Raw genomic sequence first — 26,115 nt, 5'->3', positions numbered from 1 at the left:
TCACTTTCAGGGAAGAAGCTGCATGGCATTTCGCGCCTTAACTCCGCTCGCGCTCGCGGCGGTGACGTTGCTCAGCGGCTGCTCGATGTTTCGCAGCTACGACACCGAGCTGCAAGCCACTAACCAGCAATTGGCCACCGGCAATGTCGACGGCGCCCTGACCCTGCTGGAAAAAAACAACACCAGCCAAGACAAGGACTTGCTCTATTTCTTCGAAAAGGGCGAGTTGTTGCGGGCCAAGGGCGACCTGACCGGCAGCCAGACCGCCTGGCGCAGCGCCGACCTGCAAGTCTATAAGTGGGAAGAGTCGGTCAAGTTCGACAGCGCAAAGTACCTGTCCCAGTTCGGCAGTTTCCTGGCCAACGACAAGGTGCGTCGCTACGAAGGCTATGACTACGAAAAAGTCATGCTGACCACGCAGATGGCACTCAACCTGCTGGCCCTGAATGACTTCGACGGCGCGCGTACCGAGATCAAGAAGACCCACGAACGCGAAGCCGTGATCGCCGACCTGCGCGACAAGGAATACCTCAAGCGCGAGGACGAAGCCCAGCGTGAAGGCGTGACCACCCAGATGAAAGACCTGAGCGGTTACCCGGTGCAAGCCCTGAACGCGCCGGAAGTGGTCGGCCTCAAAAACAGCTACCAGAGTGCGTTCAGCCATTACCTGGCAGGTTTCATCTACGAGGCCCTCGGCGAAAAAGACTTGGCCGCCCCCGGCTACCGCAAGGCCGCCGAGCTACGCCCGAATACGCCGTTGCTGGAAAAGGCCTTGCTGGATCTGGACAAATCCAAGGTCGGCGCCAATGAAACCGAGGTGCTGATTGTGGTGCAGAGCGGCCTGGCCCCGGCCCGCGACTCGATCCGCCTGCCGCTGCCGATCCCGATCAACGGCAACCTGGTGATTACCCCGCTGTCGTTCCCGGTGATCAAGGCCGATACATCCACCGCCACCTTTGCCCAGATCGGCGTCGATGGACAGCAACAGAACCTCACTGCGCTCAACAGCACCACCGCCATGTCGCGTCGCGCACTGCGTGATGACATGCCGGGGATCATCCTGCGGACCACCGTGCGCGCGGTGACCCGCGGCGTGGCACAAAACAACTTGAACAAGACCAACCCCATGGCCGGCCTGGTATTGGGCATCGCCTCGGCCGTGACCGAAGGCGCCGACACCCGCACCTGGCGCACCCTGCCGGACATGACCCAAGTGACCCGCCTGCGCCTCAAGCACGGCGAGCATCAAGTCAGCCTGCCCAATGCCTTGGGTGGCACGCTGGTGACGGTCAAGGCCGACCAGCGCTACCAAGTGATCACCCTGCGCGTGGTCGGCAATCAAGTATTCGCCGGCGGCCTCGCGGCCCATGTCATACCGAGCACACCGCCCCAGGCCATTGCCACCCTCAAACAACCGTAAGGAGCACGCTATGCGTCACTTCATCCTCGGCGCCCTGGCGCTGGTCCTGCTCGCCGGCTGCGCCACCCCGCCGCCGCCGGAGCCCGGCAGCGCCGCGAGCAAAATCGTGGTGATGGGCAAGTTCAAGGGCATCGCGGTCGGCGCCATTCGCGTTGCGCGCGAAAACGGCTTCCTCACCGCCAAGGTGCAATTGAGCAACATCACCAGCAGCAACCAGACGATGTATTACCGCTTCGCCTGGCTGGGTGCCGACGGTTTCCCGGTGGGCGACGAAGACACCTGGAAAGTGCTGAACCTGTACGCCAACCAGGCGACGTTCCTGCCGGCCATCGCCAACTTGCCCCAGGCGGCGGATTTCCGTCTTGAAGTCAAAACCCCTTGAGCCGTCCCCTTCTTAAGCGCCAGAGAGATTTCCCCATGTTTGCACGCTTTTCGATTCTCGCCGTGGTTGCCGTACTGGTCAGCGGCTGCGCCAATACTTCGCCGGTACTGGGCAGTAAGAACATTAACTACGGCGACACCAAGGCCGTGGAAACGGTGACCAATGAGTTCGGTTCCACCGATCTGCAGATGATCGCCGAAAGCATGACCCGCTCCCTGGCCCAATCCGGCATCCTGCACGGCCGCCCGGTAGTCCAGGTGTACGACGTGAAGAACAAGACCAGCGAGTACATCGACACCCGTGAGATCACCACGTCGATCAAAACCCAGCTGATGAAGACCGGCACCGCACGCTTTGCCAGTGACAACACCGACATGCAGAGCCAGGTTGACCAGCTCAAGCTGCAGAACCAGAGCGGCCTGTACAAAAAGACCACTGTGAGCAAGACCGGCAACATGGTCGCGGCCAAGTACCGCCTGGAAGGCTCCATCAGCTCCATCGTCAAGCGCAGCTCGGACTACAAGGACGTCTTTTACAAATTCAGCCTGCAGTTGATCGACGTCGAGAGCGACCTGGCCGAGTGGATGGACGAAAAAGAAATCCGCAAGACTACGGAGCGCTAAGCAATGCGTGCATGGATAGGCATGATCGGCCTGTTGTGCGCCTTTGGCGCCTCGGCCGCGCCGAAGATCGCGGTGACCGACCTGGCCTACGAGGCGCGGGTCGAGGAATACATCCACCAGGTCTCGGCCAGCAACAACTTCCAGGCAAGCAGCTACCACGCCAGCGGCGCCTCGAACTACAGCGAGTATGAAAGCCGTACCAGCTACATCGAACAGACCGAGCTGCGTAAGTTCAGCGGTGACATCAAGGGCGAGATCCTCAAGTCCCGCCAGTTCCAACTGGTGCAAGGCACGCCCTACACCGCCGATGCCAAGGGTGACGTCTATGACGTGATCAAGCGCATCAAGGCCGGTCACTTCAAAGGCGCGGATTACGTGCTGTTCGGCACGCTGTCGGACATCGACTTCACCCAGGACATCAACGCCCTGGACCACACCAACAGCTACTCGGCGGTGCTGGGCCTGACCCTGGTGGCGGACTTCAGTTTGATCAACACACGCACCTTCGAAATCACCTCGGCGTTTACCGCCATGGGTGAAGGCCAGGACACCAAGTTGGTGAACAGCCGCGACGTGCGCGTGAGCCTCAACCGGCCGCGGGTGGTCAAAGAAGTGTCGAAAGCGTTGGGTGAGGATGTGGCGCGCCAATTGGCGGAACAACTGGGCGGCGGCTACCAAGACCCCGGCCAGCCAGTGCTGCGCAACAACCTGCCACGGGATGAAGCGCCGAAGATATTGCGCTGAGCGGTAGTCCTCCAGGCAACACAAAACCAATATGGGAGGGCGCTTGCCCCCTCCCACATTTTGATTCGGTTTCGTCAGTCAGGCCGTTGCGCGATGCAAGCTGGCAAGGAAGCCCGCAGCCCCCACGAACAACCCGGCAAACGTACGGTTCATGCGTTTTTGCTGTTTGGGCGTGCGCAACAGGCGCAACACCTTCGATGCCAGCCCGGTGTACCCGGCCATCACGATCATATCGACGCTAATCATGGTCGCGCCCAACATCAGGTACTGGATCAGCAACGGCGCCTGCGGGTTCACGAACTGCGGCAGTACCGCGAGCATGAACACCAGGGCCTTGGGGTTACTGGCGTTGACCAGAAAGCCGCGGAACATCATCGCCATCGGCTTGCCCACGGGGCGCGGGGTCGCGTCATCGCTCATGTCCATGGGCAGCGCACGCCATTGCTTGACGGCCAGGTACACCAGATAGGCCACGCCAAACCATTTGATCGCATAGAACGCCGTGGACGACGTCGCCAAAATGGCTCCCAACCCACAGGCCACCACGGCAATCTGCATCGCCAGGCCCAGTTGCAGGCCAATGGCGTTCCAGTAGCCGCGCAGGAAACCATATTGCAGGCCGCTGGACATCGAAGCGATAGCGCCGGCGCCAGGAGAAAGGGAAATGATCCAGCTGGCCAGGAAAAAGGCCAGCCACGTATCGAGCGCCATTGCACACCTCGGAGGGGAGTTTGCTGTTGTGGCCTTAAGCTAACTCCGCCGACCGAGGGCTGGCTATAGATTTTTACAAGATGTGAATACTAGCGATCGCCCGGAAACACGTGGGTGCCAGGCCAACGCCGCACGGAGCGCTGGAAAAACAGGCTGTTAGGCACCTGCACAATGGCGCTGTCGGTGCCCGCCGCTTCCACCTCGATCAGCGTGGTGTAGAGCAGATTGATCGCCACGACCCGGCCTTTTACGCCGGGTTTGTCGACGGTATCCACCAGCTCGACGATGTCACCGAGGCGAAACGGCCCGACGGTAAAGATCAGGATGGCGCACAACAGGTTGGACAGCACCGACCACATGGCAAAGAACGCCACGGCGGCGACCGCGACAAACCCCGACAGCGCCGTCCACAGCACCGTGGCGGACACGCCCAGGCGGCCCAGCACGAAGATCAGCGCACTGCCCATGATCAGCCAGCGCAAGCCACCCCGCAGCGGCATCAGCAATTGCGGCGGGAACGGGTAACGCTCGCCCAGGCGCGTCAGGCCTTTGGCAACGAAGCGCTGCGCGAGGTAACCGGCCAACAGGATCAGCAGGATTTGCACGCCGATCCATACCGGTTCTATCCATTGCGCCGGTAGCGGCAGCTGTAACGCTTCCATCAGGACAGCGCCTCCAGCTCCGCTTGCAGGGTTTCGAGCAGTTCGAGGGCTTCCATCCAGGTTTCCTCAAATTGGCCTTCGCGCACCTTGAGCCTGGCCTGTTCGGCCAGCAGGTCACGCAACTCGTCCTTGCGTGCCGCCTCGTATACGGCGCTGTCGCCCAGGCTGGCTTCGATCTTGGCCAGGCGCTCATGCACCTTGCCCAACTCGGCTTCCAGCTTGTCGGCTTCGCGCTTGTGCGGCGCCAGTTGCTGACGCAACGCGGCGGCGGCCTGACGCTGGGCTTTCTTGTCGGTCTTGTCCGGGTTGACCGGGGTGTTGCTCGCCGGCGCATTGCGCAGACGGTAATCCGTCAGCCAGCGTGCATAGTCGTCCAGGTCGCCATCGAATTCCTCGACTTTGCCGTCGGCCACCAACAGGAAGTTATCGGTGGTGCTCTTGAGCAAGTGGCGATCGTGAGACACCACCAGTACCGCACCGCTGAACTCCTGCAAGGCCATGGTCAGCGCCAGGCGCATTTCCAGGTCCAGGTGGTTGGTCGGTTCGTCGAGCAACAGCAGGTTCGGCCGGTCCCAGGCGATGAGAGCCAGGGCCAGGCGGGCTTTTTCGCCGCCGGAGAAGTTCAGCACCGGCTCATCGATACGCGCGCCACGGAAATCGAAACCACCGAGGAAGTCCCGCAGGGTTTGCTCGCGCTCGGTCGGCGCCAGGCGTTGCAGGTGCAGCAATGGGCTGGCCTTGGAGTCCAGGGAGTCCAACTGGTGCTGGGCAAAGTAGCCCACCACCGTGTTCTCGCCACGGGTCAAGCGGCCGGCCAACGGTTCGAGTTCGCCCGACAGGTTCTTGATCAGCGTCGACTTGCCCGCGCCGTTCGGGCCCAGCAGGCCGATACGCGCACCTGGCGTGAGCTGTAGTTTGACCTTCTCCAGGATGGTCTTGTCGCCGTAGCCCAGGCGAGCATCGGACAGGTCCAACAGCGGGCTGGAGATTTTCACCGACTCGCGGAACACAAAATCGAACGGCGAATCGACGTGGGCCGCCGACAGCTCCTCCATGCGTTCCAACGCTTTGATCCGGCTCTGGGCCTGGCGGGCCTTGGTGGCCTGGGCCTTGAACCGGGCAATGTAGCTTTCCATGTGCGCGCGCTGCGCCTGCTGTTTCTCGTAGGCTTGTTGCTGCTGGGCCAGGCGCTCGGCACGCGCGCGTTCGAACGCGGAGTAGCCGCCACGGTAGAGCGTGATTTTCTTCTGTTCGACGTGGGCGATGTTGTCGACCACGGCGTCGAGGAAATCCCGGTCGTGGGAAATCAGCAACAAAGTGCCCTGGTAGTTCTTGAGGAAATCTTCCAGCCACAGGATCGCATCGAGGTCCAAGTGGTTGGTCGGTTCATCGAGCAGCAACAGGTCCGAAGGGCACATCAGTGCCTGCGCCAGGTTCAGGCGCATGCGCCAGCCACCGGAGAAGTCCGCGACCGGGCGATCCATTTGTTCGTTGGTAAAGCCAAGGCCGGCAAGCATCTTGCGGGCGCGAGCATCGGCGGTATAGCCGTCGGCGCTGTCCAGCTCCGAGTGCAACCGGGCCTGGGCGGCGCCGTCCTGGGCTTTCTCGGCCTCGGCGAGGTCGTGTTGCACCTGGCGCAGACGCAGGTCGCCATCGAGCACGTAGTCGATCGCGATGCGGTCCAGGGTGTCGATCTCCTGGCGCATATGGGCGATGCGCCAGTCGGCCGGCAGCAGGCAGTCGCCGGAGTCCGGGGTCAGTTCACCCAGCAACAGGGCAAACAACGTGGATTTACCGGCGCCATTGGCACCGATCAGGCCGGCTTTGTGACCGGCGTGCAGGGTCAGCTCGGCGTCTTCGAGAAGACGTTGCGGGCCACGCTGTAATGTTAGGCTTTGAAGTCGGATCATAATGGCGGCGGAGTCTACCAGCTTCGTTGGCCGCTGGCTTGGGTGTGAATATGTGCGCTGACCTGTGGAGCTTTGCCCTCTCGACCTATGCCCGCCCGGGCGTCGAAGCCGCCTGCCTGAGCCTGCAGGAACAAGGGGCGGATGTGTGCCTGCTGCTTTGTGGGGCCTGGCTGGAACAACGCGGGGTGGCGCTGACGGCCGAGCGTATAGAGGCGCTCCAGCAGATCGCCAGGCCCTGGCAGGCGCAGGTGATCGAACCGTTGCGACAGGTGCGTGTGCAATGGCGAGCCATGGCGGGGAAGGATGAACGACTGGCCGCGTTACGTGAAAGGGTCAAAGCCCTGGAACTGGATGCGGAACGGCAATTGTTGATGCGCCTCGATGTTCTGGCACAGCAATGGCCATCAAACGAGGGTGCCGATCAACAGAGATGGCTGGAAGGACTGGCGGCTGAGGATGCCGCCAACCTTGACCACGACGCGCTGCAGCAGTTGCGCGTCGTGGCCACCGGCACTTAGGAAGCGCTGGTTGGGGTGGTGCTTGGCGCTACCGGTGCAGGCGTGCTGCTGGCCGATGCGGTTGGAGCGGTGGTGGCTGCCGGGGTCGCTGGAGCTGCTGGCTTGGCCGGTGCTGGTTTGACGGCAGCAGGTTTAGCGGCTGGCTTGGCGGCTGGTTTCGCAGCGGGCTTTGCGGCCGGTTTGGCAGCGGCGGTTTTGGCAGCTGGCTTCGCGGCTGGTTTGGCGGCAGCGGTTTTAGCAGCTGGCTTTGCGGCCGGTTTGGCAGCGGCGGTTTTGGCAGCCGGCTTCGCGGCGGGTTTGGCGGCAGCGGTTTTAGCAGCTGGCTTCGCGACTGGTTTGGCAGCGGCGGTCTTGGCAGCCGGCTTCGCGGCGGGTTTGGCAGCGGCGGTTTTGGCAGCTGGCTTCGCAGCCGGTTTGGCGGCAGCGGTTTTAGCAACTGGCTTCGCAGCCGGTTTGGCGGCAGCGGTTTTAGCAACTGGCTTCGCAGCCGGTTTGGCGGCAGCGGTTTTAGCAACTGGCTTCGCGGCTGGTTTGGCGGCAGCGGTTTTAGCAACTGGCTTCGCGGCTGGTTTGGCGGCAGCGGTTTTAGCAACTGGCTTCGCGGCTGGTTTGGCGGCAGCAGTTTTAGCAGCGGGTTTAGCGGCTGGCTTTTTTGCCGTGCTCACCGCGGCAGCTTTTGCCGGTGTACGCGCGCCCAGCACTTTCGCTACAGCTTCTTTCACACGGCCAACGCCCTGGGCCAGTTTCAGACTTTCCTGGGCATCTTTCTTGAGTTGGGAAATATAGGCGCGGGTTTCGGCTTGGCGATCCTTGAGGGCGTCGAGCAGGTCCTCAAGTTCTTTGACAGCATCTTTGGCTTTGGCTTGTGCCTTGGCCTTGCCGGCAGTGGCGGCGTCTTGCAGTTTGGTACGGGATTTGTGCAGCTTTTCTTGCGCTTTACCGCGTTGTTTTTCCAGCTTGGCGAGCAGTTTTTCTGCATCGGCCAAGGCTTGGGAACAAGCGCTTTCCAGATGTTCGAGCAGGCTGCCCGACAGTTGTTGGAGTAAGTGCAACGGGGTATTAACAGGCTTCTGTTTGGCCGACATGGTTTACCTCCTGGCTGACGTGGGTGCGGCTCATACTAGCCCTCTGCTCTTACCGCCGCTAGCGCATGTTGACAGTATCGTTTGCCTTGCGTTGCACCGTACGAAAATTCTTATTTATATAACGAAAATACGCGGCACTTTTTATCCCTTCACACTGGCATAATCCGTCGCACTTTCGGCGGGAGAATGCCCATGTCGCGTTACCTTTTTCTTATGCTTGGCTTGGCGATTTCTGTCGCCAATGCGAACGAGCAAGCGCCCGCAAAAAACCCTGAACAGAATCAGCACGACCTCGCCTACAGCCTGGGTGCCAGCCTCGGTGAACGCCTGCGCCAGGAAGTCCCGGACCTACAGATCCAAGCTCTGATCGACGGCCTCAAGCAAGCCTATCAAGGCAAGCCGCTGGCACTGGATAACGCACGCATCGAACAGATTCTTGCCCAGCACGAAGCGCAAAATGAAGCCGACGCGCCGGCGCCTGAAAGTGAAAAAGCGTTGGCAGCCGAACAGCAGTTTTTGACCAGGGAAAAGTCATCAAAAGGGGTGCGCGAATTGGCGGATGGCATCCTGCTCACCGAGCTATCCCCTGGCTCCGGCAGTAAGCCGTCCGCCAGCGACCAGGTCCAGGTGAAATACGTAGGTCGGTTGCCCGATGGCACGGTATTCGATCAGAGCACCCAGCCCCAATGGTTTCGCCTGGACAGTGTGATCAGCGGCTGGAGCAGCGCCTTGCAGCAGATGCCGGTGGGCGCGAAATGGCGCCTGGTGATTCCTTCGGCACAGGCATATGGCGCCGACGGTGCCGGCGAGTTGATCCCGCCCTATACGCCATTGGTATTCGAGATCGAATTGCTCGGTACTCGCCATTGACCCAATAAAAAACGGTGCGCCATGCGCACCGTTTTTTACTTCGCCCTCAAGGTTCAAGCCTGAGTGGCGGGTTCTTCTTTGTGGGCGTTGTGCAGCACTTCGATCAGACAGTCTTCCAGCTCGAAACGCTCGTGGAGCAGCGCACCCAATTCTTTGAATTTTTCGGCGACACACTCACCGGCATCACACAGGTCGGTGAACGCCAACAGCTTCTCGGTGATGACATCGATACGCGGGTAGATAGTTTCGGCCAGCTTCAGGCCACGCTGATCATCGAAGGCTTGCGCCTCCTTGGTCAGTTGTTCATAGACGCCGAAATGCCCTGCCGACACATAGTCCACCAACACGCCACAGAAATCTTGTAGCGGTTCGCGATTCTTAGCCAATGCCTCGGGCTTTGCGCCGAGAGTATCAAAGGTCCGAATCAGTTCGTGACGTGCCTTCAACCATGTGTCGATCAGCTTATGCACCCCACCCCAGCGTTCCTGAGCATTCTGACAACTTTCCAACATGATGATCTCTCTTCCCTAATAGGGGCGCTGCCGCCTGATGCCCCCCCTAATGCTTAAAGATAAAACAGCTGCGGGGCATAGCCGACTCGGACAAACGGTTTCGATAATGCGTGCGGGCCAGATTATGCCCGCATGACCATGGCTTCAAGGTACGCAGGAGAGAAAGTTCATACAAGTGTTTAATCCCGCCCTACAATCTGCGCGCGGCATTCAGTACCCGACCTGGCGTACATGCCGGCTGAAAAACAAGTGTGAAAAGTGCATGACGCCCAGAGCGAACATCCCGAGGAAGAACAGCAAACTCCATTCGGGGAGGCTCAAGTCAAACAGGGTCCAGTTGATTTCAACACAATCCACCGTGCCTTTGACCGTTGATTGCAACGCCTGCCACAGCGACAGGTTTTCGATCATGTGGCTCAGGCTGGGCCAGCAATCGGCGGCCTGGCCCGGTGCGGCATTTTGCAACAGCATCTGCCGCACTGCGGTGACAGCGCCCAGTAACGCACAGGTCATGCCCGCCAGCCCGTACAGGTAGATGGCCACGCGCCGGGGGTTGTGGAGGGTCGCGACCAGATTGATCAGCGTGAAGACGGCCAGAAACCCGCGCTGCATCTGGCATAGGAAGCAGGGGCGCAACGATGCACCGAACTCTAGATAAAAGGACGCGCCCAATGTCAGCGCACCCGCCATGAACGCGAGGAAAAACAAGGAGCGTGAAGGGGCCAAAGACATGCTTTATCCGCACCGCAAAAGATAGGTCGTTACGGTAGAGGAAAGGCCTGACCGCTTTCAATACGTGCCAGAGGAGACTATTCCGTTAAAGCGTTAGGACATCCCACCAGAAGGAGGAGGACTTCTAGCAACAGAACGTAGGAGTTTGCTGCAAAGCCCTTAAAATCGCGTTTTCACGATTTATCAGGGCTGGTTCGCAGATGAATCTGAGTTCAACTCGGCTCCTTTCCTACATCAAGCCCGGGAAGGGACTGGCAGCGCAGATGCAAGCAAGCGGTTATCCAACAGCCCCAGGCCTTCCTGGAACAGCTGGTTGCTACGTTCGGTGTCGCCCAACTGGGCCAACAAGCGCGCCAGCTCGGCACACGCCTCCGGATTGCGCTGCACGTGCAGGCTGTTTTCCAGATAGTCCCGCGCCTTGCCCCACAAGCTGTTTTGTAGGCACAAGCGGCCCAACGTCAGCAGCAGGCTGGCGTCGGCTGGGTGATCCTTGAGCCAACTTTCGGCGAACTTCAATTGGCGGGCCGGATCGCTGCCACGCAAAAGCCCATAGAGCCGGATCAGGTGGCTGTCATAACCGCGCTTGATCGCACCGCGCAACACCTCCTCCGCCGTGGCGTCGGCGCCCAATTGGCGCAGCTGTTCGGCATAGGCCAGGATCAATTGCGGCTCCTGGCGCTGGGCGGCGGTGAGTTGCTGCCAGGCTCGCTCAAGAGATTGCAAACCCGCTTCGCCTTGCTCTTCGCGTTGGGCCGCCAGGGTCAGGTTTTCACCCCAGGCGCGACGCTCCAGCTCAGCCAGTTCAGTGGCAGGCAACACCTTGTCCTTGCGCAACTGGGGCAGCAGGCGGATTACCGATGACCAGTCGCCCCGCTGTTGGTGCAGACGCTGCAATTGACGCAACACTTGAGCGTTATGGGGATGCCGCTCGTGCATCGCCTGCAAGGTGGTGAGTGCGCCGTCCGTATCGCCACGGTCCAATTGCAGCTGCGCATGGCTCAACGCAACCGCCAATTCAGCCTGGGGCTGGCGCTCCAGGGCACGCTCAAGCAAACCGTCCGACTCCTCATAACGACCCTGCTCATTCGCCGCCCGTGCCGCACCGAGGTAGTACAGCAATGGCTGGCGCTCGGCCTCGGCGGCCCGGTGCAGGTGCCGTTCGGCGGCGGCCCAGCGGCCTTCGGCGAGGTCCATCTGACCTTGTTCGATGGCGATCTGTACGCGGCGGCTGCGGTTACGCCGCGACCACGGGTTGACCACGCCACCCGAGGTGCCCAGCAGGCTCAGCAATACGCGAATGAGGTAGATCGCCAGGCCGATGACAAACACCGCCACCAAGGTCGCCCACAGGCTCGACTCGTAATGCAGCACATGCGGATAAGTAATCAGCACGTAGCCGGTGTGTTTTGAAACGCCCACCGCCAGGGCCAGGGCGATCACAATCGCCAGCACCAGGATCACATAGAAACGCTTCATCGGCTCTACTCCTGCTTCGCCGACGTGGCCGCCGGCTTGCCGGCCGCCGCCTTGGCTTCGTCCGCAGACAAATGACGACGTTCAAGATAGGCCTGCACCGCGGCCAGGCTGGCGGCCAGGTCCGGCGTCACTACCGAGACAGCCTTGGGCTCAAGCTCGGCAATACGCGCCAGCATCGCCTTGCTCTGCGGGTTGTCCTGGTTGAAGTTGTCCTGCAACACGCTGCGTGCCTCGCCCAGCGAGCGGCTATACACCGCCGCCTCACCATTGAGCGCTGCCCACTGCGCCTGCTCCAAGGCCAGGCTCAAGGCCAGGCGCACCTGGTTCAAGCCTTGACCGGCCAGCAGCGGACGGATGTTGTCGTCAGGGTTGAAGTCGATGCGGAAGTAGCGCGAAATCTGCTCCCACCACCGGCCCCACCGGTTATCTGTGTCGGTGTTCAGGCGTCCCTCGGAGGCAGGCTCGGTGAGTTGGTATTCAGGCGCGATGGCCGCCAGCTGCACCACTTGATCACGCAGGGCGGCCAATTGCAGATAAAGCCCGGTGCGGTCAGGCTGCTCGGTGCTGCGCAGGGCGGCCAGGCTCTTGGCCAATTGTTCACGAGCCGCATAGGCGCCAGGATCGCTCTGCTCACGCAAAATTTCATCGGCGCCCTGAACCAGTGCCTGGGCGCTGTTGATATCTTGCAGGGCGGACAAGCGCAAACTCGCCAGGCGAATCAGATGCTCGGCCTCGGCCAGGCGCCAATCCTTGCGGCTGGCACCCAGCACGGTTTCCAGTCGCTGGCTGAGGCGCTGCTGGTCACCCTGCAGTTGGGCCACCAGGCGGCGACGTTCTTCCAGCTCATCGGCGGGCGGCAATTGGGCCAGGCGCGCGGCCAGTTGCTGCTGGCTCTGCTTGAGGGATTGGGACTGGTCATCCAGGGTCTGCACCTGGCCCAGCTGTTGTTGGCTGCTGGCTTGCAGGGCACGGACCTGCCAGATCCCCCAACCGCCGGCGGCAACGCCGGCGACACCCAGCAACAGGGCAACCATTGCCAGGCCATTGCCACGGCGCGGCGCAGGGACCGGTGACTCAACCGGCGCATCAAGTGCGGGTTGGGCTTCATCTTTAGGCAAGGCTGTTTCGCTCACGTATCCGTCCTTTGCGTATCAGAGAGTGGGAGCGGCCGGCCTCAGGGGGCAGTGCTGCGCAACGCCACTAACAAAGCCGCGGCACTCGCACCGCGACAATCCACAACTTTTTCTGCGCCAGCAGCCCGTGCCATCTCGGCGACCCGCGGGCTGGGCACGAACAACGGCAACTGCGCCACCGCTGGCCAATCGGCGCCTGCCAGGGCGTGCAGGTGCGAAAAACCCTGCCCACTGCTGACCACCAGGCCGTTCAAGCGTTCCAACTGGATGCGTCGCATCAATACACCGTCGTCATAGAGCCGGAAGGAAACGGCGGTACAACTCCAGATAGTCGACACTAGCACCTCTCTCGCCCAAACGCTGCGCCAGCAGCTCTCGACCGCCCTCGCCACGCAGGATCAACACCCGCGCACCAGGCCGTGCAATAGCCTCGCGCAACGCAGGCAATTGAAGCAAGGCCTCGCTGTCGTCGCCAGTAGGGGGATACTTAACATCCAGGCCTTTGTCGGCCAGTACTTGCGCGGTGGCAGCGCCGACGCTGAACCATTGCAGTGACGGCCATGCTTGATCCAACCGTTGCACGGCCAGGCGCGCGGCGGGCTTGCTGACAACAATCACCGCGCAGTAGCGACCCAGGTCATGGAAGACTGCCTGCTGTTGAGCGGTAACGGGTAACGGCTCGATCTCCAACAAGGGCAAGCTGCTGCTGAAGATTCCAGCTTCGGACAACGACGACGCCAGGGCCTTCGACTCCTCGGCCGGGCGCGTCAGCAGCACTCGCCAACCGCTCACTGTGGACCGGCCTCACCGTAGACTTTTTGCAGAATGGTGCCGGCGCCTTTTTCCAGCAGCGCTTCGGCCACCTGAATACCCAAGGCCGTCGCATCGCACTGTGGCCCACGTACCTCGGCGGTCAACAGCGTGCCGCCGTCCGGATCACCCACCAGGCCACGCAACCACAGGTTTTCACCTTCGAGCACGGCGTAGCAGGCGATCGGCACCTGGCAGCCACCGTTCAGGTGTTTGTTCAGGGCGCGCTCGGCCGTGACGCGCACGTCGGTGTCGGGGTGATCAAGCGGTTTGAGCAGCGCATGTATTTGAGTATCGGCGGTGCGGCATTCAATGCCCACGGCACCCTGCCCACCCGCCGGCAAACTGTCTTCAACGCTGATGGCCGAGGTGATGCGGTCTTCGAAGCCCAGACGGATCAAGCCGGCGGCGGCGAGGATGATCGCGTCGTACTCGCCGGCATCCAGCTTGGCCAGACGGGTGTTGACGTTGCCGCGCAGAAAGCGAATCTGCAGGTCCGGGCGACGGGTCAGCAACTGAGCCTGGCGACGCAGGCTGGAGGTGCCGACGATACTGCCCAAAGGCAATTCATCCAGGGATTGGTAAGTGTTGGAAACAAAGGCATCACGCGGGTCTTCGCGCTCGCAGATGCAAAACAAACCCAGGCCTTGCGGGAAGTCCATGGGCACGTCTTTCATCGAGTGCACGGCGATATCGGCTTCGTTTTCCAGCAGCGCGGTTTCCAGTTCCTTGACGAACAGGCCCTTACCGCCGATTTTCGAGAGCGGCGAGTCGAGCAGCTTGTCGCCGCGACTGACCATGGGCACCAGAGACACTTTGAGGCCCGGGTGAGCCTGCTCGAGGCGTGCTTTGACGTATTCGGCCTGCCATAAGGCCAGCGCACTTTTACGGGTGGCGATGCGGATTTCGCGAGAGGACATGGATCAATCCGTACTGAATAGATACGGCAGATAATAACAGCTCAGGCAAATACGCCTTGATTTGAATCAGCAAGTGCGGGGCCTCCCTGGCCACGTCGCACCGGGATAAGGAATGCACCCATCGCCACAGCCCTCAGGCTAAAGCTGCTGCATCATTTTGCGCACGCCGGCGACATGCCGTCGGCTGACGATCAAGGCGTCACCATTCAAGCCTTTGAGAAACAGCTGAAAGTGCCCAAGCGGGGTGCGTTGCAGGCGTTCGATGCGCTCGCGAGCCACCAGCGCGTTGCGGTGGATACGTACGAAGCGATCGCCGAACTCATCCTCAAGCGCCTTGAGTGGCTCATCGAGCAGCACTTCGCCAGCCTCATGGCGCAGGGTCACGTATTTGTGATCGGCAATGAAGTAGACCACCTGGTTAAGGGGGATCAGTTCGATACCTTTGCGTGTACGTGCGCTGATATGGCTGCGCGGCCCGTTCCCGCTTTGGGCGGCGGGCTGCGTCAGGGCAGCGAGTTGGGCGCGATTGGGACGCTCGGCTCTTTTCAACGCCTTGAGCAAGGCCTCGGTTGTCACTGGCTTGCTCACAAAACTCACGCCGCTGGCTTCAAGCGACTGTTCGGCAAACTCTTCGTGAGCGGCGCACAGCACCAGCGCCGGGGACGATTCGCGCTCACTCAGGCGAGCAGCGACTTGCAGGCCATCGAGGCCAGGCATGCGGATATCGAGTAACACCACATCCGGCTTCAGGCTGTCGATCAACGTCAACGCCTCCTCACCGGTGGTGGCGCTCGGTTCAAGGACTGTATAACCCTCGAGTTCACTGACCAAACGGCTCAGTCGCTCGCGGGCTTGGGGTTCGTCATCAACGATCAGGACATTCATATTGCGCTGGATTCCTGCGTGAGTCTCGCACAAGGATAGCGTAGACAGGTGCGGTGACTTGCGTCACAGCGATCCACGCTAAGACTAGCGCGAGCGGCAAAAAGTGCCCCGACAGCGGCACCCAAATTTACCCGGACCGGTTCAAGGGCGCCCATGGCCTGCCGCCGTCGGGCATCGTCGTAGGGTTTGCTGATACACAATCCGAATACCCCCCTGTTAAATGGATAGTCAGGTTCTGACCGCATTACCCGACTTTGGTGCATTCACACACTATCAGTCCACTGTAGACGCTCACTGCGACGACATTGCTCAATCGTCAAATATCGTTTCAATTCGTCCCTGTCTCCAGTCTCGTCCTGGACGCGTTCGACGGCAAGGCACTTAGCCATCCTTTGCACAAATAAAAATGCCGACCACCCGCAGCACCGCCTCCACGGGCAACCCTGTTATTATCGCCGGCACACTTCCATGCCTCTCTATTAAGCAGACCACGAGCGAACCCATGAGCACCGACAAGACCAACCAGTCCTGGGGCGGCCGCTTCAGTGAACCCGTCGACGCCTTCGTCGCCCGTTTCACCGCCTCCGTCACCTTCGACCAGCGCCTGTACCGCCACGACATCATGGGCTCCATCGCCCACGCCACGATGCTGGCCAAGGTCGGCGTACTGACCGATGCCGAGCGCGACAGCATCATCGACGGCCTGACCACCATCCGCGGTGAGATCGAAGCCGGTACGTTCGACTGGCGCGTCGACCTGGAAGACGTGCACATGAACATCGAGGCCCGCCTCACCGATCGCATCGGTGTGACCGGCAAGAAACTGCACACCGGTCGTAGCCGTAACGACCAGGTGGCCACCGATATCCGCCTGTGGCTGCGCGATGAAATCGACCTGATCCTGGCTGAAATCACCCGCCTGCAACAAGGCCTGCTGGCGCAGGCCGAACGTGAGTCCGGCACTATCATGCCCGGCTTCACCCACCTGCAGACCGCGCAACCGGTAACCTTTGGCCACCACCTGCTGGCCTGGTTCGAAATGCTCAGCCGCGACTACGAGCGCCTGGTGGACTGCCGCAAGCGCGCCAACCGCATGCCCCTCGGCAGTGCCGCGCTGGCCGGCACCACCTACCCGATCGACCGCGAATACACCGCGCAATTGCTGGGCTTCGACGCCGTCGGCGGCAACTCCCTGGATGGCGTGTCGGACCGTGACTTCGCCATCGAATTCTGCGCCGCCGCCAGCATCGCGATGATGCACCTGTCGCGCTTCTCCGAAGAGCTGGTGTTGTGGACCAGCGCGCAATTCCAGTTCATCGACCTGCCGGACCGCTTCTGCACCGGCAGCTCGATCATGCCGCAAAAGAAAAACCCCGACGTGCCGGAACTGGTGCGTGGCAAGAGCGGCCGTGTCTTCGGCGCACTGATGGGCCTGCTGACCCTGATGAAAGGCCAGCCCCTGGCCTACAACAAGGACAACCAGGAAGACAAGGAGCCGCTGTTCGACGCCGCCGATACCCTGCGCGACTCACTGCGTGCCTTTGCCGATATGATCCCGGCGATCAAGCCCAAGCACGCCATCATGCGTGAAGCGGCATTGCGCGGTTTCTCCACCGCAACTGACCTGGCGGACTATCTGGTGCGTCGCGGCCTGCCGTTCCGTGACTGCCATGAAATCGTCGGTCATGCCGTGAAATACGGCGTGGACACCGGCAAGGACCTGGCGGAAATGAGCCTGGAAGAACTGCGCCAGTTCAGTGACCAGATCGAGCAGGATGTGTTTGCCGTACTGACCCTTGAAGGCTCGGTGAATGCCCGTAACCATGTGGGCGGCACGGCGCCGGCTCAGGTGAAGGCAGCGGTGGTGCGCGGCCAGGCGTTGCTCGCCAGCCGCTAAACCAAACAATGTGGGAGGGGGCTTGCTCCCTCCCACATTTAGTTCGTCTTACGACGCTCCTCATTTACTTTTTGGCCGCAATCATCGCCATGAACGCCGGCATCGCCGCCTGCCTGCCCGCCTCCACCTTCTGCGCGTTGGGCATTTCATTCAGGCGCGCAAGCAACCCCTTCGCCTTCGGCAACTCAGCCAGCAAATCCATCCCGAACAGCTTCTCGCCCACGCCTAAGGCGAGGTTCATGCTGTACATGAAATACAGGTCCGCAATCGTAAAGCTCTCCCCGGCCACAAAAGGCCCGAACTTGCCGTGCCGACCTAAAGCACCGACGCCCAGCAGCAATTCAGCCTTGGACTTCTCCTTGATCGCCTCTGGCACCTGCATGCCGAAAAACGCTTCGGCAAAACACGCCCGTGCAGGCAACTCAATGTACAGCTCGATTTCCCGGCACAACGCCAGCACCTGGGCTCGCTGGAACGGGTCAGCCGGCAGCAGCGCGGGCCCTTGCTGGGTCTGCTCGATGTACTCGAGGATCACGCTGGTTTCGTTGATAAACCCTTGCTCCACACCCAGCACCGGCACCTTGCCGCGCGGGCTGATTGCCAGGGCTTCGGGGGTTTGCCCGGCATAAAAAGGCACTTCTTCGAAGGGCAGCCCTTTTTCCAACAGCGCCAGTTTCACCATGTTGTAGTAGTTGCTGACCGAAAATCCGTAAAGCTTGAGCATCGCAAAGCCTCCAGGCCGTGTGCGGGGTTGGCTGCAAGAGTTATAGATCCAAGCCGCCGACCTGACCAGCAGCATCACCTGGCTGAATGGGGGTAGACTGGCGCCCTTTCCTTGAGGAGCCTGCCATGAGCGAGCCGACCGATATCGACAACGACGAAGAAGAATTCACCGAAACCACGCTGATCGAAGCGATCGAAAACCAGATCGAAAGCGACAACCCGCCGGCGGCCAAGGCCACTTTCAACAAATTGACCCTGGTGGGTTATGACCGTGAAGAAATCCTGAATCTCATGGCTCACGTGCTGGCGTTCGAAATCGACGCCATGCTGGACGACGACCGCGCCTTCAATACCGAATGGTATGAAACAGCGCTGCGGGCACTGCCTGAGCTGCCGCCTGAAAAGGAATAATCCCGGCACGCAGCAACACGCTGGACAGTTCGGCAAAGTGCGTTCACCTTATGGCCTGCTAGCCTCTAATAAATTTTAGAAAGTCTGGAGTCCTTATGTCGTATACCCCTGAGTTGGTTGCCGAACTGGAAATCCTTGTACTCTTTCCCTTGGACAGCACCAAGGAAGGTCTGAAAGTCCACCAGACCGCTGCTCCCACTGCCATCGCCGCTGCCAAGCGCCTCCATGCCAAAGGACTGATCGATCAACCGGACGGAGGCTACCTGACCAGCCTTGACCGGGACGCCGCCGAGCAGGCCCAAACTCTGCTGACGATTCTGACCACTGCCAGCACCAAAGAAGCCGCCTGATACTCATCCCGCCCATGGAGTCCGCCTCCTGCGGATTCCGAGGGCTTTGCCGGGATGAAAATTGACGCCAAAAACCATTTCCCTCTAAACCTCCTACGCTACTGTCTGTAAACTCCTACACGGCCGCCCACGTCGGGCCTGCGAGCCACCGAGTTCGACATGACCCGCACCCATGAAATCCGCCCCGACCTGGACGAAGGCATCGACCGCAAGGTGCTGGGCCAATTGCGTGCGCGCTTCATGGCCCTCAATGAAGGCCGCATGGCGAGGGCCGTCGAGGGGCTGACGCCGCGTCAGCAAAGCGTGTTGACCCTGCTGCCGCTGTTTTTCCACGTCAATCACCCGCTGCTGCCCGGTTATGTGTCAGGCAGCACGCCAGCCGGCCTGTCCAATTTCGAACCCGACGCCCAGGCCCTTACCGAAGCTCAGCGCCTGACCCGTTCGTTCTCTTACAAGCCGCGCCCGGTCAATCAGCCCAGGCCGATCCATGGCCTGTTCCTGATGGGCAGCCTTGGTACGTTGGCGCAGGCGGACCAGAGCGATATGGACGTGTGGGTGTGCCATGCCCCCGGTCTGGGTGAGAGCGAACTGGCCGAACTGCGCAAGAAATGCCAACTGCTCGAAACCTGGGCCCTGGGCATGGGCGCCGAGGCGCACTTCTTCCTGATCGAGCCGACGCGCTTTGTGCTGGGCGAGCGCGATACCCAACTGAGCTCCGATGACTGTGGCACCACCCAGCATTACCTGTTGCTGGATGAGTTCTACCGCACCGCCATCTGGCTGGCCGGGCGCACGCCGATTTGGTGGTTGGTGCCTGTGTACGAAGAACGCCGGTACTCCGAATTTACCCACACGCTGATCTCCAAGCGGTTTATCCGCGCTGATGAAACCCTCGACCTCGGCCACCTGGCGCGCATCCCTCCGGGCGAATTCATCGGCGCTGGGCTGTGGCAACTGTTCAAGGGCATCGAGTCGCCCTACAAGTCGGTGCTCAAGCTGCTGTTGACCGAGGTCTACGCCAGCGAACACCCGAACGTGCAGTGCCTGAGCCTGCGTTTCAAGCGGGCGGTATTTGCCAATCAGGTGGATCTGGATGAGCTGGACCCGTACATCGTGGTGTACCGCCGCATTGAGGAATACCTCAAGGCGCGCAACGAGCCCGAGCGCCTGGAGCTGGTGCGGCGCGCGCTGTATCTGAAGGTCAACCGCAAACTCAGCGCCGGTCAGCGCACCCCCAGTTGGCAGCGTTTGCTGCTGGAGCGACTGGCCCACGAATGGGGCTGGGACCAGCGCCAACTGGCCCTGCTGGACAGCCGCAGCCAGTGGAAAGTACGCCAGGTCGCCTCTGAACGCCGCGCCCTGGTCGCTGAACTGAACTACAGCTACCGCTTCCTGACCCAGTTCGCTCGCACCGAGCAAACCGTCAGCCTGATCAACAAGCGCGACCTCAATGTACTTGGGCGACGCCTGTATGCGGCCTTCGAGCGCAAGGCGGGCAAAGTCGAATTCATCAACCCCGGTATAGCCCCGGATTTGGCCGAAGACACCCTGACCCTGGTGCATTCGCCCAATCGCAAGGAGCCCGGCCAACACCACTGGGGCCTCTACAACGGCAACCTCACCGCGTTGGAATGGGAGCACTTTGCACCGATCAAGCGCAGCCGCGACCTGCTGGAGATGCTCACTTGGTGCCATCGTAATGGCGTGATCGACAGCAGCACGCGCCTGGCGCTGCATCCCGGCACCAGCGACATGACCGAGTTCGAGCTGTTCAACCTGCTGGGCAGCCTGCAACAGACTGTCGCCCTGCCCCTGAGCAGCGTCGATGAAGTCCGCCTGCTGCGCTCGGCGGTGCCCGAGGAAGTGTTGTTGCTGATCAACGTCGGCGTCGACCCGCTCAAGCATCACCGTGACCTGAACATTCTGATGACCACCGAGCGCACCGACTCCCTCAGTTACGCCGGAGTGCGCGACAACCTGGTGCTGACCCTGGACCAGGTCACGCTCAACAGCTGGAACGAGGTCATGGTCAGCCGCTACGACGGCCCGCACGCCTTGCTAGACTGCCTGCGTGATTACCTCAACCAATTGCCGCCGGACCACCTGCCACGGTTGCGGGTGCGCTGCTTCTGTCACAACCGCGCGCAGTTCATTGCCCAACGCGTGGAAGAAATCTTCGAGACCGCGCAGCACCTGCTGCTGGGCCAGTCCAACCACCGCTATTTGCTGCAGGTGCAGCAGCATTATCACGTGATGGAATTGATACCGGGCCAAGCCACCCACGTGTCACTGGCGACCCGGGACGCATTGATCGCCTACCTCAGCGAAGAGCTGGCCAGCTACAGCCCGCTGCACTTGGACGCCATGGCCCTGGAAGACCATGACCTGGCACTCTTGCTGCCCATGGGCATGCCCGACTGCGTGCAAGTGTTTTACCGGGTCAATGAAGGTTTTGCCGAGCTGTATGTACTGGATGAATTCAACGCGCTCTGGCAGCAGCGCCTGCCGTTTCATGATGAGCAGAGCCTGTTGGCACCGCTGCAGCGCTTCCTTCAGTCGATCATTTACCGTCGCGACGCGCTTTCCACGCTGGACCCGCAACAGCCGACGGGTGCGGTGCAAACCCTGTATTACCAACTGTTGCCGTCTGGCGGCAATCGCGCACGCAGCATCGAACCTCGGCCGGCGCCGCAAAACCCGGCGAATAAACCGTTTTACGACGTGCAGGCGATTATCGGCAAGGCCTCGCCTGGTCAGGTAGGCATTACCTTGTACTGTAATCAGCGGGAGTTTTGTGAGTTGGAATTCGGCGACCAGCTATTTGCCGTGGTCGCCCAAGAGATCATCGGGCAGCGCCGGGAGACCGAGCGCTACCGCTGCTATATCACCGACCTCGACCTGTCGGGCCTGCTCGGTGACGTGCAAAGCCCGAGCAACCTGTACCTGCGCTATAAAGCCGAGTTGGAACTGTCGCTCAACGAGGCGTTAAGCCAGATCTAGCGCGACGCCTTCACAGAGGAAACGCGCCGCCGTCTTTGGGCTGGCCTTCGACGCTGAGCAATTCAAGCTTGAGGGTCTTGCCGCCGGGTGCCGGCCAATCGATGTGCTGCCCCACTTGCAGGCCGAGCAAGGCGCTGCCGACTGGCGCCATGATCGAAATCTTGCCTTCGTCGGCATTCGCGTGCTTGGGGTAGACCAAGGTCAGGTGGTAATCCTTGCCGCTGCCTTGTTCCCGGCAATGCACACTGGAGTTCATGGTCACGACACCCGCAGGCACTTCATCGTGACCCACCACCTCTTCGGCGCGGTCGAGTTCGGCTTGCAACGCTTCGACGCCGGGAAATTCGTCGCCCAAGCGGTCGATCAATTGCTCCAGACGCTGCACGTCAAGGCGGGTGAGGATGATGGACGGTGCGGTGGTCATGATTCAGGCAGACTCCTTTTTTCTGCACAAAAAAGCAAAACCCCGCCAGGAAAAGGCGGGGTTCTCACGGGCCTCGATGAGTTGAGGCGTACCCGGACACTACCACAGCGTCACAAATAAACAAGACAGCCTCAGGCGTTTGCCTTGCGCTGCGCGGCCTGCGCGCAGATCACTCGGCGCCGGGCATCGTCGGCGGAGCGCCATTCGCGGATGTCTTCCACATGCCGGAAGCAGCCGAGGCAGACTTTTTGCTCATCCAGCCGACACAAACTGATACAAGGTGAGGGCACCGCCGGGCTGACATTGCTGAACAGCGGCTTGGGCGGGCGTACGGTTGCAGGCTCACTCACCATCAGATCTCGTCGAAATCCAGCTCGACGCCGGTGTATTCCTGCACCAGTCGCGTGAGCATCTCACCCAGCAACTCTTCACTCTTGTCGCACTGCCATTTGCCGCTTTCTTCGTCGTAGTCGAAGTGAACGCCGCCTGAGCGCGCCGCCAGCCATAGCTGACGCAGAGGCTCCTGGCGACTGAAGATCAATTGCTGGCCGCTTTCGAATTTGACGGTCAGCACGCCGGCCGAGTTTTCCAGATCCACATCCAGGTCGCTGTCGTCGAAAATATCTTCCAGCTTCTCCTGGGTGGCATCCACCAGGTCGTGAAAACGGGCTTCGGTCAAACTCATTGTGGCAACCTCAAAAGTGTCTGGTTTTGCTCAAGCGCCGCACGATACGGGCGAGCTTCGCCGATTGCAAAGGATACCGATTTCAACGCGATTGACGGCGTGAAATATCCCCAACCAGCGTAGTCCGCTTCTCAGTCGTGTCGGCAAACCCCCGCCGGACGGGTATTCCAGCGCATAGGCAAGCTGGCGGGTGGTCGGTATACTCGGGCGCAATTAATGCATATTCAAGGATTTCGCCATGAAGCGCCTGATCTCTTCCCTTGCTGCGCTCGTCGCGGTCGCTTGCCTCGTTAGTGCTTGTGGTCAAAAAGGCCCGCTGTACCTGCCCGATGACAGCAAAGACCCGAATGAACAGGCGCAATCGTCGCAAAAGCCATCCAAAGCGCATAAGCACGACACCTTCGAATAAGGGAACTCCATGGACGCTTTTAACTACCGGGACGGCGAGCTGTTCGCGGAAGGCGTGGCGTTGTCCGCGATTGCCGAACGTTTTGGCACGCCGACCTATGTGTACTCCCGTGCGCATATCGAAGCGCAATATCGCTCGTTCTCCGACGCGCTGAACGGCGTACCTCACCTGGTGTGCTACGCGGTCAAGGCCAACTCCAACCTCGGCATACTCAATGTCCTGGCGCGCCTGGGCGCCGGTTTCGACATCGTGTCCCGTGGCGAGCTGGAACGTGTACTGGCCGCCGGCGGCCAGGCTGACAAAATCGTATTTTCCGGCGTCGGCAAAAGCCGCGAAGACATGCGCCGCGCCCTGGAAGTCGGCGTGCATTGCTTCAACGTGGAGTCCACCGACGAGCTGGAGCGCCTGCAAGTCGTGGCCGCCGAGATGGGCGTCCGCGCACCGATCTCCCTGCGCGTCAACCCGGATGTCGATGCCGGCACCCACCCGTACATCTCCACCGGTCTTAAAGAGAACAAATTCGGCATCGCCATTGCCGACGCGGAGGACGTGTACATCCGCGCCGCGCAGTTGCCGAACCTGGAAGTGCTGGGCGTCGACTGCCATATCGGCTCGCAACTGACCACCCTGCCGCCGTTCATCGATGCCCTCGACCGCCTGCTGGCGCTGATCGACCGCCTCGGCGAATGTGGCATCTATCTGCACCACATCGATCTCGGTGGCGGTGTGGGCGTACGTTATCGCGACGAACAGCCGCCGCTGATTGCCGACTACATCGCTGCCGTACGCGAGCGCATCGAAGGCCGCGACCTCACGCTGATGTTCGAGCCGGGCCGCTATATCGTCGCCAACGCCGGTGTATTGCTGACTCAGGTCGAGTATCTCAAGCACACCGAACACAAGGATTTCGCCATCGTCGATGCGGCGATGAACGACCTGATCCGTCCGGCGCTGTACCAGGCCTGGATGAACGTCACGGCCGTTGCGCCTCGCAACAGCGAAGCGCGCGCGTATGACATTGTCGGCCCGATCTGCGAAACCGGCGACTTCCTGGCCAAGGATCGTCAGTTGGCCCTCGAAGAAGGCGACCTGCTGGCCGTGCATTCGGCCGGTGCCTATGGGTTTGTCATGAGCTCCAACTACAACACTCGCGGGCGTGCCGCCGAGGTGCTGGTGGACGGTGATCAAGCGTTTGAAGTGCGTCGCCGCGAGACGGTAGCCGAGTTGTATGCTGGCGAAAGCCTGCTGCCGGAGTAAGCCATGCTGCTGCGTTTTACCAAGATGCACGGGCTGGGTAATGATTTCATGGTTCTCGACCTGGTCAGCCAGCACGCGCACATCCTGCCCAAACACGCCAAACAGTGGGGCGACCGGCATACCGGGATTGGTTTTGACCAGTTGCTGATCGTCGAGGCACCGAGCAACCCGGAGGTGGATTTCCGTTACCGGATCTTCAACTCCGACGGCTCCGAAGTGGAACAGTGCGGCAACGGTGCCCGCTGCTTCGCGCGCTTTGTGCTGGACAAGCGCCTGACCGCCAAGCGCCAGATCCGCGTCGAGACCAAGAGCGGCGTGATCGAACTGGACATCCGCAACGACGGCCAGATCAGCGTCAACATGGGCGAGCCGCGCCTGGTGCCGGCGGATATTCCGTTCCAGGCCAGTGAGCAGGCCGTCAGTTATGCACTGGACGTGGATGGCCAATCGCTGGACATCGCCGCCGTGTCCATGGGCAACCCCCACGCCGTGCTGCGGGTCCACGACATCAACAATGCTCCCGTGCATGAACTGGGCCCGAAGATCGAACACCACCCGCGCTTTCCGGCACGGGTCAATGTGGGCTTCCTGCAGGTGATCGACCGTTCCCGCGCGCAATTGCGCGTATGGGAACGCGGTGCCGGCGAAACCCAGGCCTGCGGCACCGGTGCTTGCGCCGCTGCCGTGGCCGCGATCAGCCAGGGATGGATGGATTCGCCGCTGCTGATCGACCTGCCCGGTGGACGCTTGTCCATCGAATGGGCAGGCCCTGGCCACCCGGTGCTGATGACCGGGCCGGCCTCGCGTGTATACGAAGGACAGGTCCGTTTATGAGTGAGCCAAGCTAATGACCGATAAGCCTCAAGTACCCGCCCAAGCTACCCCAAGCGAAAGTCTGGAGGCCGCTGCTGTCGCGGCGTACCTTGAGGCTAACCCGGACTTCTTCGTCGAACACGAAGAACTGCTGCCGGCGCTGCGCATACCCCACCAGCGCGGCGATACCGTGTCGCTGGTGGAGCGGCAGATGAAAATCCTGCGCGAGCGCAACATTGAAATGCGCCACAAGCTCTCGCACCTGATGGAAGTAGCCCGCGACAACGACCGCCTGTTCGAAAAGACCCGTCGACTGATTCTTGGCCTGATGGATGCCACCAGCCTGGAAGAAACCGTGATTGCCGTGGAAGACAGCCTGCGCCAGGACTTCCAGGTGCCGTTTGTCAGCCTGATCCTGTTCAGCGACAACCCGATGCCGGTGGGTCGCTGGGTCAGCGGCAGCGAAGCGCAAACCGCGATTGGCGGGCTGTTGTCCGAGGGCAAGACTATCAGCGGCACCCTGCGCGAGCATGAGCTGGACTTCCTGTTTGGCGCCGAACAGCGCAAGCAGATCGGCTCCACCGCCGTGGTCGCCCTCAGCCATCAAGGCTTGCATGGCGTACTGGCCATCGCCAGCCGCGATCCTGCGCACTACAAAAGCTCGGTGGGCACACTGTTTCTGACTTACATAGCCGAAGTGCTGGGCCGCGTCCTGCCACGCTTCACCACCGCCCTGCGCGCGGTGCGCTAACC

General features: G+C 61.1%; 28 protein-coding genes and 1 pseudogene. 14 read left to right on the top strand and 15 right to left on the bottom strand.

Features of this window, described 5'->3' with window-relative positions:
* Positions 1-22: 22 nt before the first annotated feature.
* Genes AB4O23_RS05180 through AB4O23_RS05165 form a run of 4 tightly spaced genes read left to right on the top strand, consistent with a single transcriptional unit; the run spans position 23 to position 3,169 of the window.
* On the top strand, positions 23-1,420 hold the full coding sequence (locus AB4O23_RS05180) for a COG3014 family protein (RefSeq protein ID WP_068935503.1): 1,398 nt from the start codon (positions 23-25) through the stop codon (positions 1,418-1,420).
* Between the two features lie 10 nt (positions 1,421-1,430).
* Positions 1,431-1,802: a YcfL family protein gene (locus AB4O23_RS05175; protein WP_017530843.1), complete on the top strand. Its 372-nt coding sequence runs from the start codon at positions 1,431-1,433 to the stop codon at positions 1,800-1,802.
* Between the two features lie 35 nt (positions 1,803-1,837).
* Positions 1,838-2,425, top strand: coding sequence for a penicillin-binding protein activator LpoB (gene lpoB / locus AB4O23_RS05170; RefSeq protein WP_460150407.1), 588 nt, complete (start codon positions 1,838-1,840; stop codon positions 2,423-2,425).
* A 3-nt stretch (positions 2,426-2,428) separates the two neighbouring features.
* On the top strand, positions 2,429-3,169 hold the full coding sequence (locus AB4O23_RS05165; RefSeq protein WP_017530841.1) for a hypothetical protein: 741 nt from the start codon (positions 2,429-2,431) through the stop codon (positions 3,167-3,169).
* A 78-nt stretch (positions 3,170-3,247) separates the two neighbouring features.
* Here the strand turns inward: AB4O23_RS05165 and AB4O23_RS05160 are convergent, their stop codons facing one another.
* From AB4O23_RS05160 to AB4O23_RS05150, 3 genes are all read right to left on the bottom strand, one after another.
* Positions 3,248-3,880 (bottom strand): LysE family transporter, encoded by a 633-nt coding sequence (locus AB4O23_RS05160; protein WP_017530840.1) that lies wholly within the window; start codon positions 3,878-3,880, stop codon positions 3,248-3,250.
* A gap of 89 nt (positions 3,881-3,969) precedes the next feature.
* Complete coding sequence (locus tag AB4O23_RS05155) at positions 3,970-4,542, bottom strand: mechanosensitive ion channel family protein (protein ID WP_003176850.1); 573 nt, start codon at positions 4,540-4,542, stop codon at positions 3,970-3,972.
* The gene (locus AB4O23_RS05150) at positions 4,542-6,452 is read right to left on the bottom strand and encodes an ATP-binding cassette domain-containing protein (RefSeq protein ID WP_460062507.1); all 1,911 of its coding nucleotides are present in this window, start codon (positions 6,450-6,452) and stop codon (positions 4,542-4,544) included. The genes AB4O23_RS05155 and AB4O23_RS05150 overlap by 1 nt, the downstream gene beginning before the upstream one ends.
* A gap of 50 nt (positions 6,453-6,502) precedes the next feature.
* Between AB4O23_RS05150 and AB4O23_RS05145 the strand changes: the two genes are divergently transcribed.
* Complete coding sequence (locus AB4O23_RS05145) at positions 6,503-6,970, top strand: TIGR02444 family protein (protein WP_065879274.1); 468 nt, start codon at positions 6,503-6,505, stop codon at positions 6,968-6,970.
* Here the strand turns inward: AB4O23_RS05145 and AB4O23_RS05140 are convergent.
* Complete coding sequence (locus tag AB4O23_RS05140; RefSeq protein ID WP_065879273.1) at positions 6,967-8,055, bottom strand: AlgP family protein; 1,089 nt, start codon at positions 8,053-8,055, stop codon at positions 6,967-6,969. The two genes, AB4O23_RS05145 and AB4O23_RS05140, sit on opposite strands and share 4 nt — an antisense overlap.
* Positions 8,056-8,247: 192 nt before the next feature.
* On the opposite strand from AB4O23_RS05140, the gene AB4O23_RS05135 reads away from it, so the two are divergent.
* Positions 8,248-8,925 carry an FKBP-type peptidyl-prolyl cis-trans isomerase gene (locus AB4O23_RS05135; protein ID WP_065879272.1) on the top strand — a complete coding sequence of 226 codons (678 nt, stop codon included), beginning with the start codon at positions 8,248-8,250 and terminating at the stop codon, positions 8,923-8,925.
* Positions 8,926-8,978: 53 nt separating this feature from the next.
* Here AB4O23_RS05135 and rsd read toward each other — a convergent pair whose 3' ends face one another.
* From rsd to AB4O23_RS05100, 7 genes and pseudogenes are all read right to left on the bottom strand, one after another.
* Positions 8,979-9,437 (bottom strand): sigma D regulator, encoded by a 459-nt coding sequence (gene rsd / locus AB4O23_RS05130; protein WP_135196218.1) that lies wholly within the window; start codon positions 9,435-9,437, stop codon positions 8,979-8,981.
* A gap of 210 nt (positions 9,438-9,647) precedes the next feature.
* Complete coding sequence (locus AB4O23_RS05125; protein WP_460150405.1) at positions 9,648-10,169, bottom strand: disulfide bond formation protein B; 522 nt, start codon at positions 10,167-10,169, stop codon at positions 9,648-9,650.
* Between the two features lie 234 nt (positions 10,170-10,403).
* Complete coding sequence (locus AB4O23_RS05120; RefSeq protein WP_017526861.1) at positions 10,404-11,645, bottom strand: heme biosynthesis protein HemY; 1,242 nt, start codon at positions 11,643-11,645, stop codon at positions 10,404-10,406.
* A gap of 5 nt (positions 11,646-11,650) precedes the next feature.
* Positions 11,651-12,778, bottom strand: coding sequence for a uroporphyrinogen-III C-methyltransferase (locus AB4O23_RS05115; protein WP_460062503.1), 1,128 nt, complete (start codon positions 12,776-12,778; stop codon positions 11,651-11,653).
* 41 nt (positions 12,779-12,819) lie between these two features.
* Positions 12,820-13,570, bottom strand: a pseudogene (locus tag AB4O23_RS05110) (uroporphyrinogen-III synthase).
* Entirely contained in the window at positions 13,567-14,508 is a 942-nt protein-coding gene (gene hemC, locus AB4O23_RS05105) for a hydroxymethylbilane synthase (protein ID WP_017526858.1), read from the bottom strand. Before hemC ends, AB4O23_RS05110 begins: the two are co-directional and overlap by 4 nt.
* Before the next feature lie 138 nt (positions 14,509-14,646).
* Positions 14,647-15,393, bottom strand: coding sequence for a LytR/AlgR family response regulator transcription factor (locus tag AB4O23_RS05100; protein ID WP_017526857.1), 747 nt, complete (start codon positions 15,391-15,393; stop codon positions 14,647-14,649).
* A 502-nt stretch (positions 15,394-15,895) separates the two neighbouring features.
* On the opposite strand from AB4O23_RS05100, the gene argH reads away from it, so the two are divergent.
* On the top strand, positions 15,896-17,290 hold the full coding sequence (gene argH, locus AB4O23_RS05095) for an argininosuccinate lyase (protein WP_017526856.1): 1,395 nt from the start codon (positions 15,896-15,898) through the stop codon (positions 17,288-17,290).
* 64 nt (positions 17,291-17,354) lie between these two features.
* On the opposite strand, the gene AB4O23_RS05090 is transcribed toward argH, so the two are convergent.
* Complete coding sequence (locus AB4O23_RS05090) at positions 17,355-18,014, bottom strand: glutathione S-transferase family protein (protein WP_017526855.1); 660 nt, start codon at positions 18,012-18,014, stop codon at positions 17,355-17,357.
* A 125-nt stretch (positions 18,015-18,139) separates the two neighbouring features.
* Here AB4O23_RS05090 and AB4O23_RS05085 point away from each other — a divergent pair, with 125 nt between their 5' ends.
* The 3 genes from AB4O23_RS05085 (at position 18,140) to AB4O23_RS05075 (ending at position 21,774) form a co-directional block, all read left to right on the top strand.
* A complete protein-coding gene (locus AB4O23_RS05085; RefSeq protein WP_017526854.1) occupies positions 18,140-18,424 on the top strand; it encodes a hypothetical protein in 285 nt (94 codons plus the stop codon).
* A gap of 95 nt (positions 18,425-18,519) precedes the next feature.
* Positions 18,520-18,774 carry a TIGR02647 family protein gene (locus AB4O23_RS05080; RefSeq protein WP_460062498.1) on the top strand — a complete coding sequence of 85 codons (255 nt, stop codon included), beginning with the start codon at positions 18,520-18,522 and terminating at the stop codon, positions 18,772-18,774.
* 159 nt (positions 18,775-18,933) lie between these two features.
* Entirely contained in the window at positions 18,934-21,774 is a 2,841-nt protein-coding gene (locus tag AB4O23_RS05075; protein ID WP_065879269.1) for a class I adenylate cyclase, read from the top strand.
* Between the two features lie 10 nt (positions 21,775-21,784).
* On the opposite strand, the gene rnk is transcribed toward AB4O23_RS05075, so the two are convergent.
* The 3 genes from rnk to cyaY all read right to left on the bottom strand — a co-directional run bounded on the left by rnk (position 21,785) and on the right by cyaY (position 22,883).
* A complete protein-coding gene (rnk, locus tag AB4O23_RS05070) occupies positions 21,785-22,198 on the bottom strand; it encodes a nucleoside diphosphate kinase regulator (protein ID WP_017526852.1) in 414 nt (137 codons plus the stop codon).
* 131 nt (positions 22,199-22,329) lie between these two features.
* On the bottom strand, positions 22,330-22,548 hold the full coding sequence (locus tag AB4O23_RS05065) for a DUF1289 domain-containing protein (RefSeq protein ID WP_026067180.1): 219 nt from the start codon (positions 22,546-22,548) through the stop codon (positions 22,330-22,332).
* Positions 22,549-22,550: 2 nt separating this feature from the next.
* The gene (cyaY, locus tag AB4O23_RS05060; RefSeq protein WP_017526850.1) at positions 22,551-22,883 is read right to left on the bottom strand and encodes an iron donor protein CyaY; all 333 of its coding nucleotides are present in this window, start codon (positions 22,881-22,883) and stop codon (positions 22,551-22,553) included.
* A 238-nt stretch (positions 22,884-23,121) separates the two neighbouring features.
* On the opposite strand from cyaY, the gene lptM reads away from it, so the two are divergent.
* The 4 genes from lptM to AB4O23_RS05040 are packed head-to-tail and all read left to right on the top strand — an operon-like array spanning position 23,122 to position 26,113.
* A complete protein-coding gene (gene lptM, locus AB4O23_RS05055; RefSeq protein WP_017526849.1) occupies positions 23,122-23,292 on the top strand; it encodes an LPS translocon maturation chaperone LptM in 171 nt (56 codons plus the stop codon).
* A 9-nt stretch (positions 23,293-23,301) separates the two neighbouring features.
* The gene (lysA, locus tag AB4O23_RS05050; protein ID WP_460062493.1) at positions 23,302-24,549 is read left to right on the top strand and encodes a diaminopimelate decarboxylase; all 1,248 of its coding nucleotides are present in this window, start codon (positions 23,302-23,304) and stop codon (positions 24,547-24,549) included.
* A 3-nt stretch (positions 24,550-24,552) separates the two neighbouring features.
* Positions 24,553-25,383, top strand: coding sequence for a diaminopimelate epimerase (gene dapF / locus AB4O23_RS05045; RefSeq protein ID WP_065879267.1), 831 nt, complete (start codon positions 24,553-24,555; stop codon positions 25,381-25,383).
* Positions 25,384-25,396: 13 nt separating this feature from the next.
* Positions 25,397-26,113, top strand: a complete 717-nt coding sequence (locus tag AB4O23_RS05040; protein WP_065879266.1) for a DUF484 family protein — start codon at positions 25,397-25,399, stop codon at positions 26,111-26,113.
* Positions 26,114-26,115 lie beyond the last annotated feature (2 nt).

The sequence above is a fragment of the Pseudomonas sp. H2_A10 genome (genome assembly GCF_054680085.1).
This window is presented reverse-complemented; position numbering and strand designations above follow the sequence as displayed.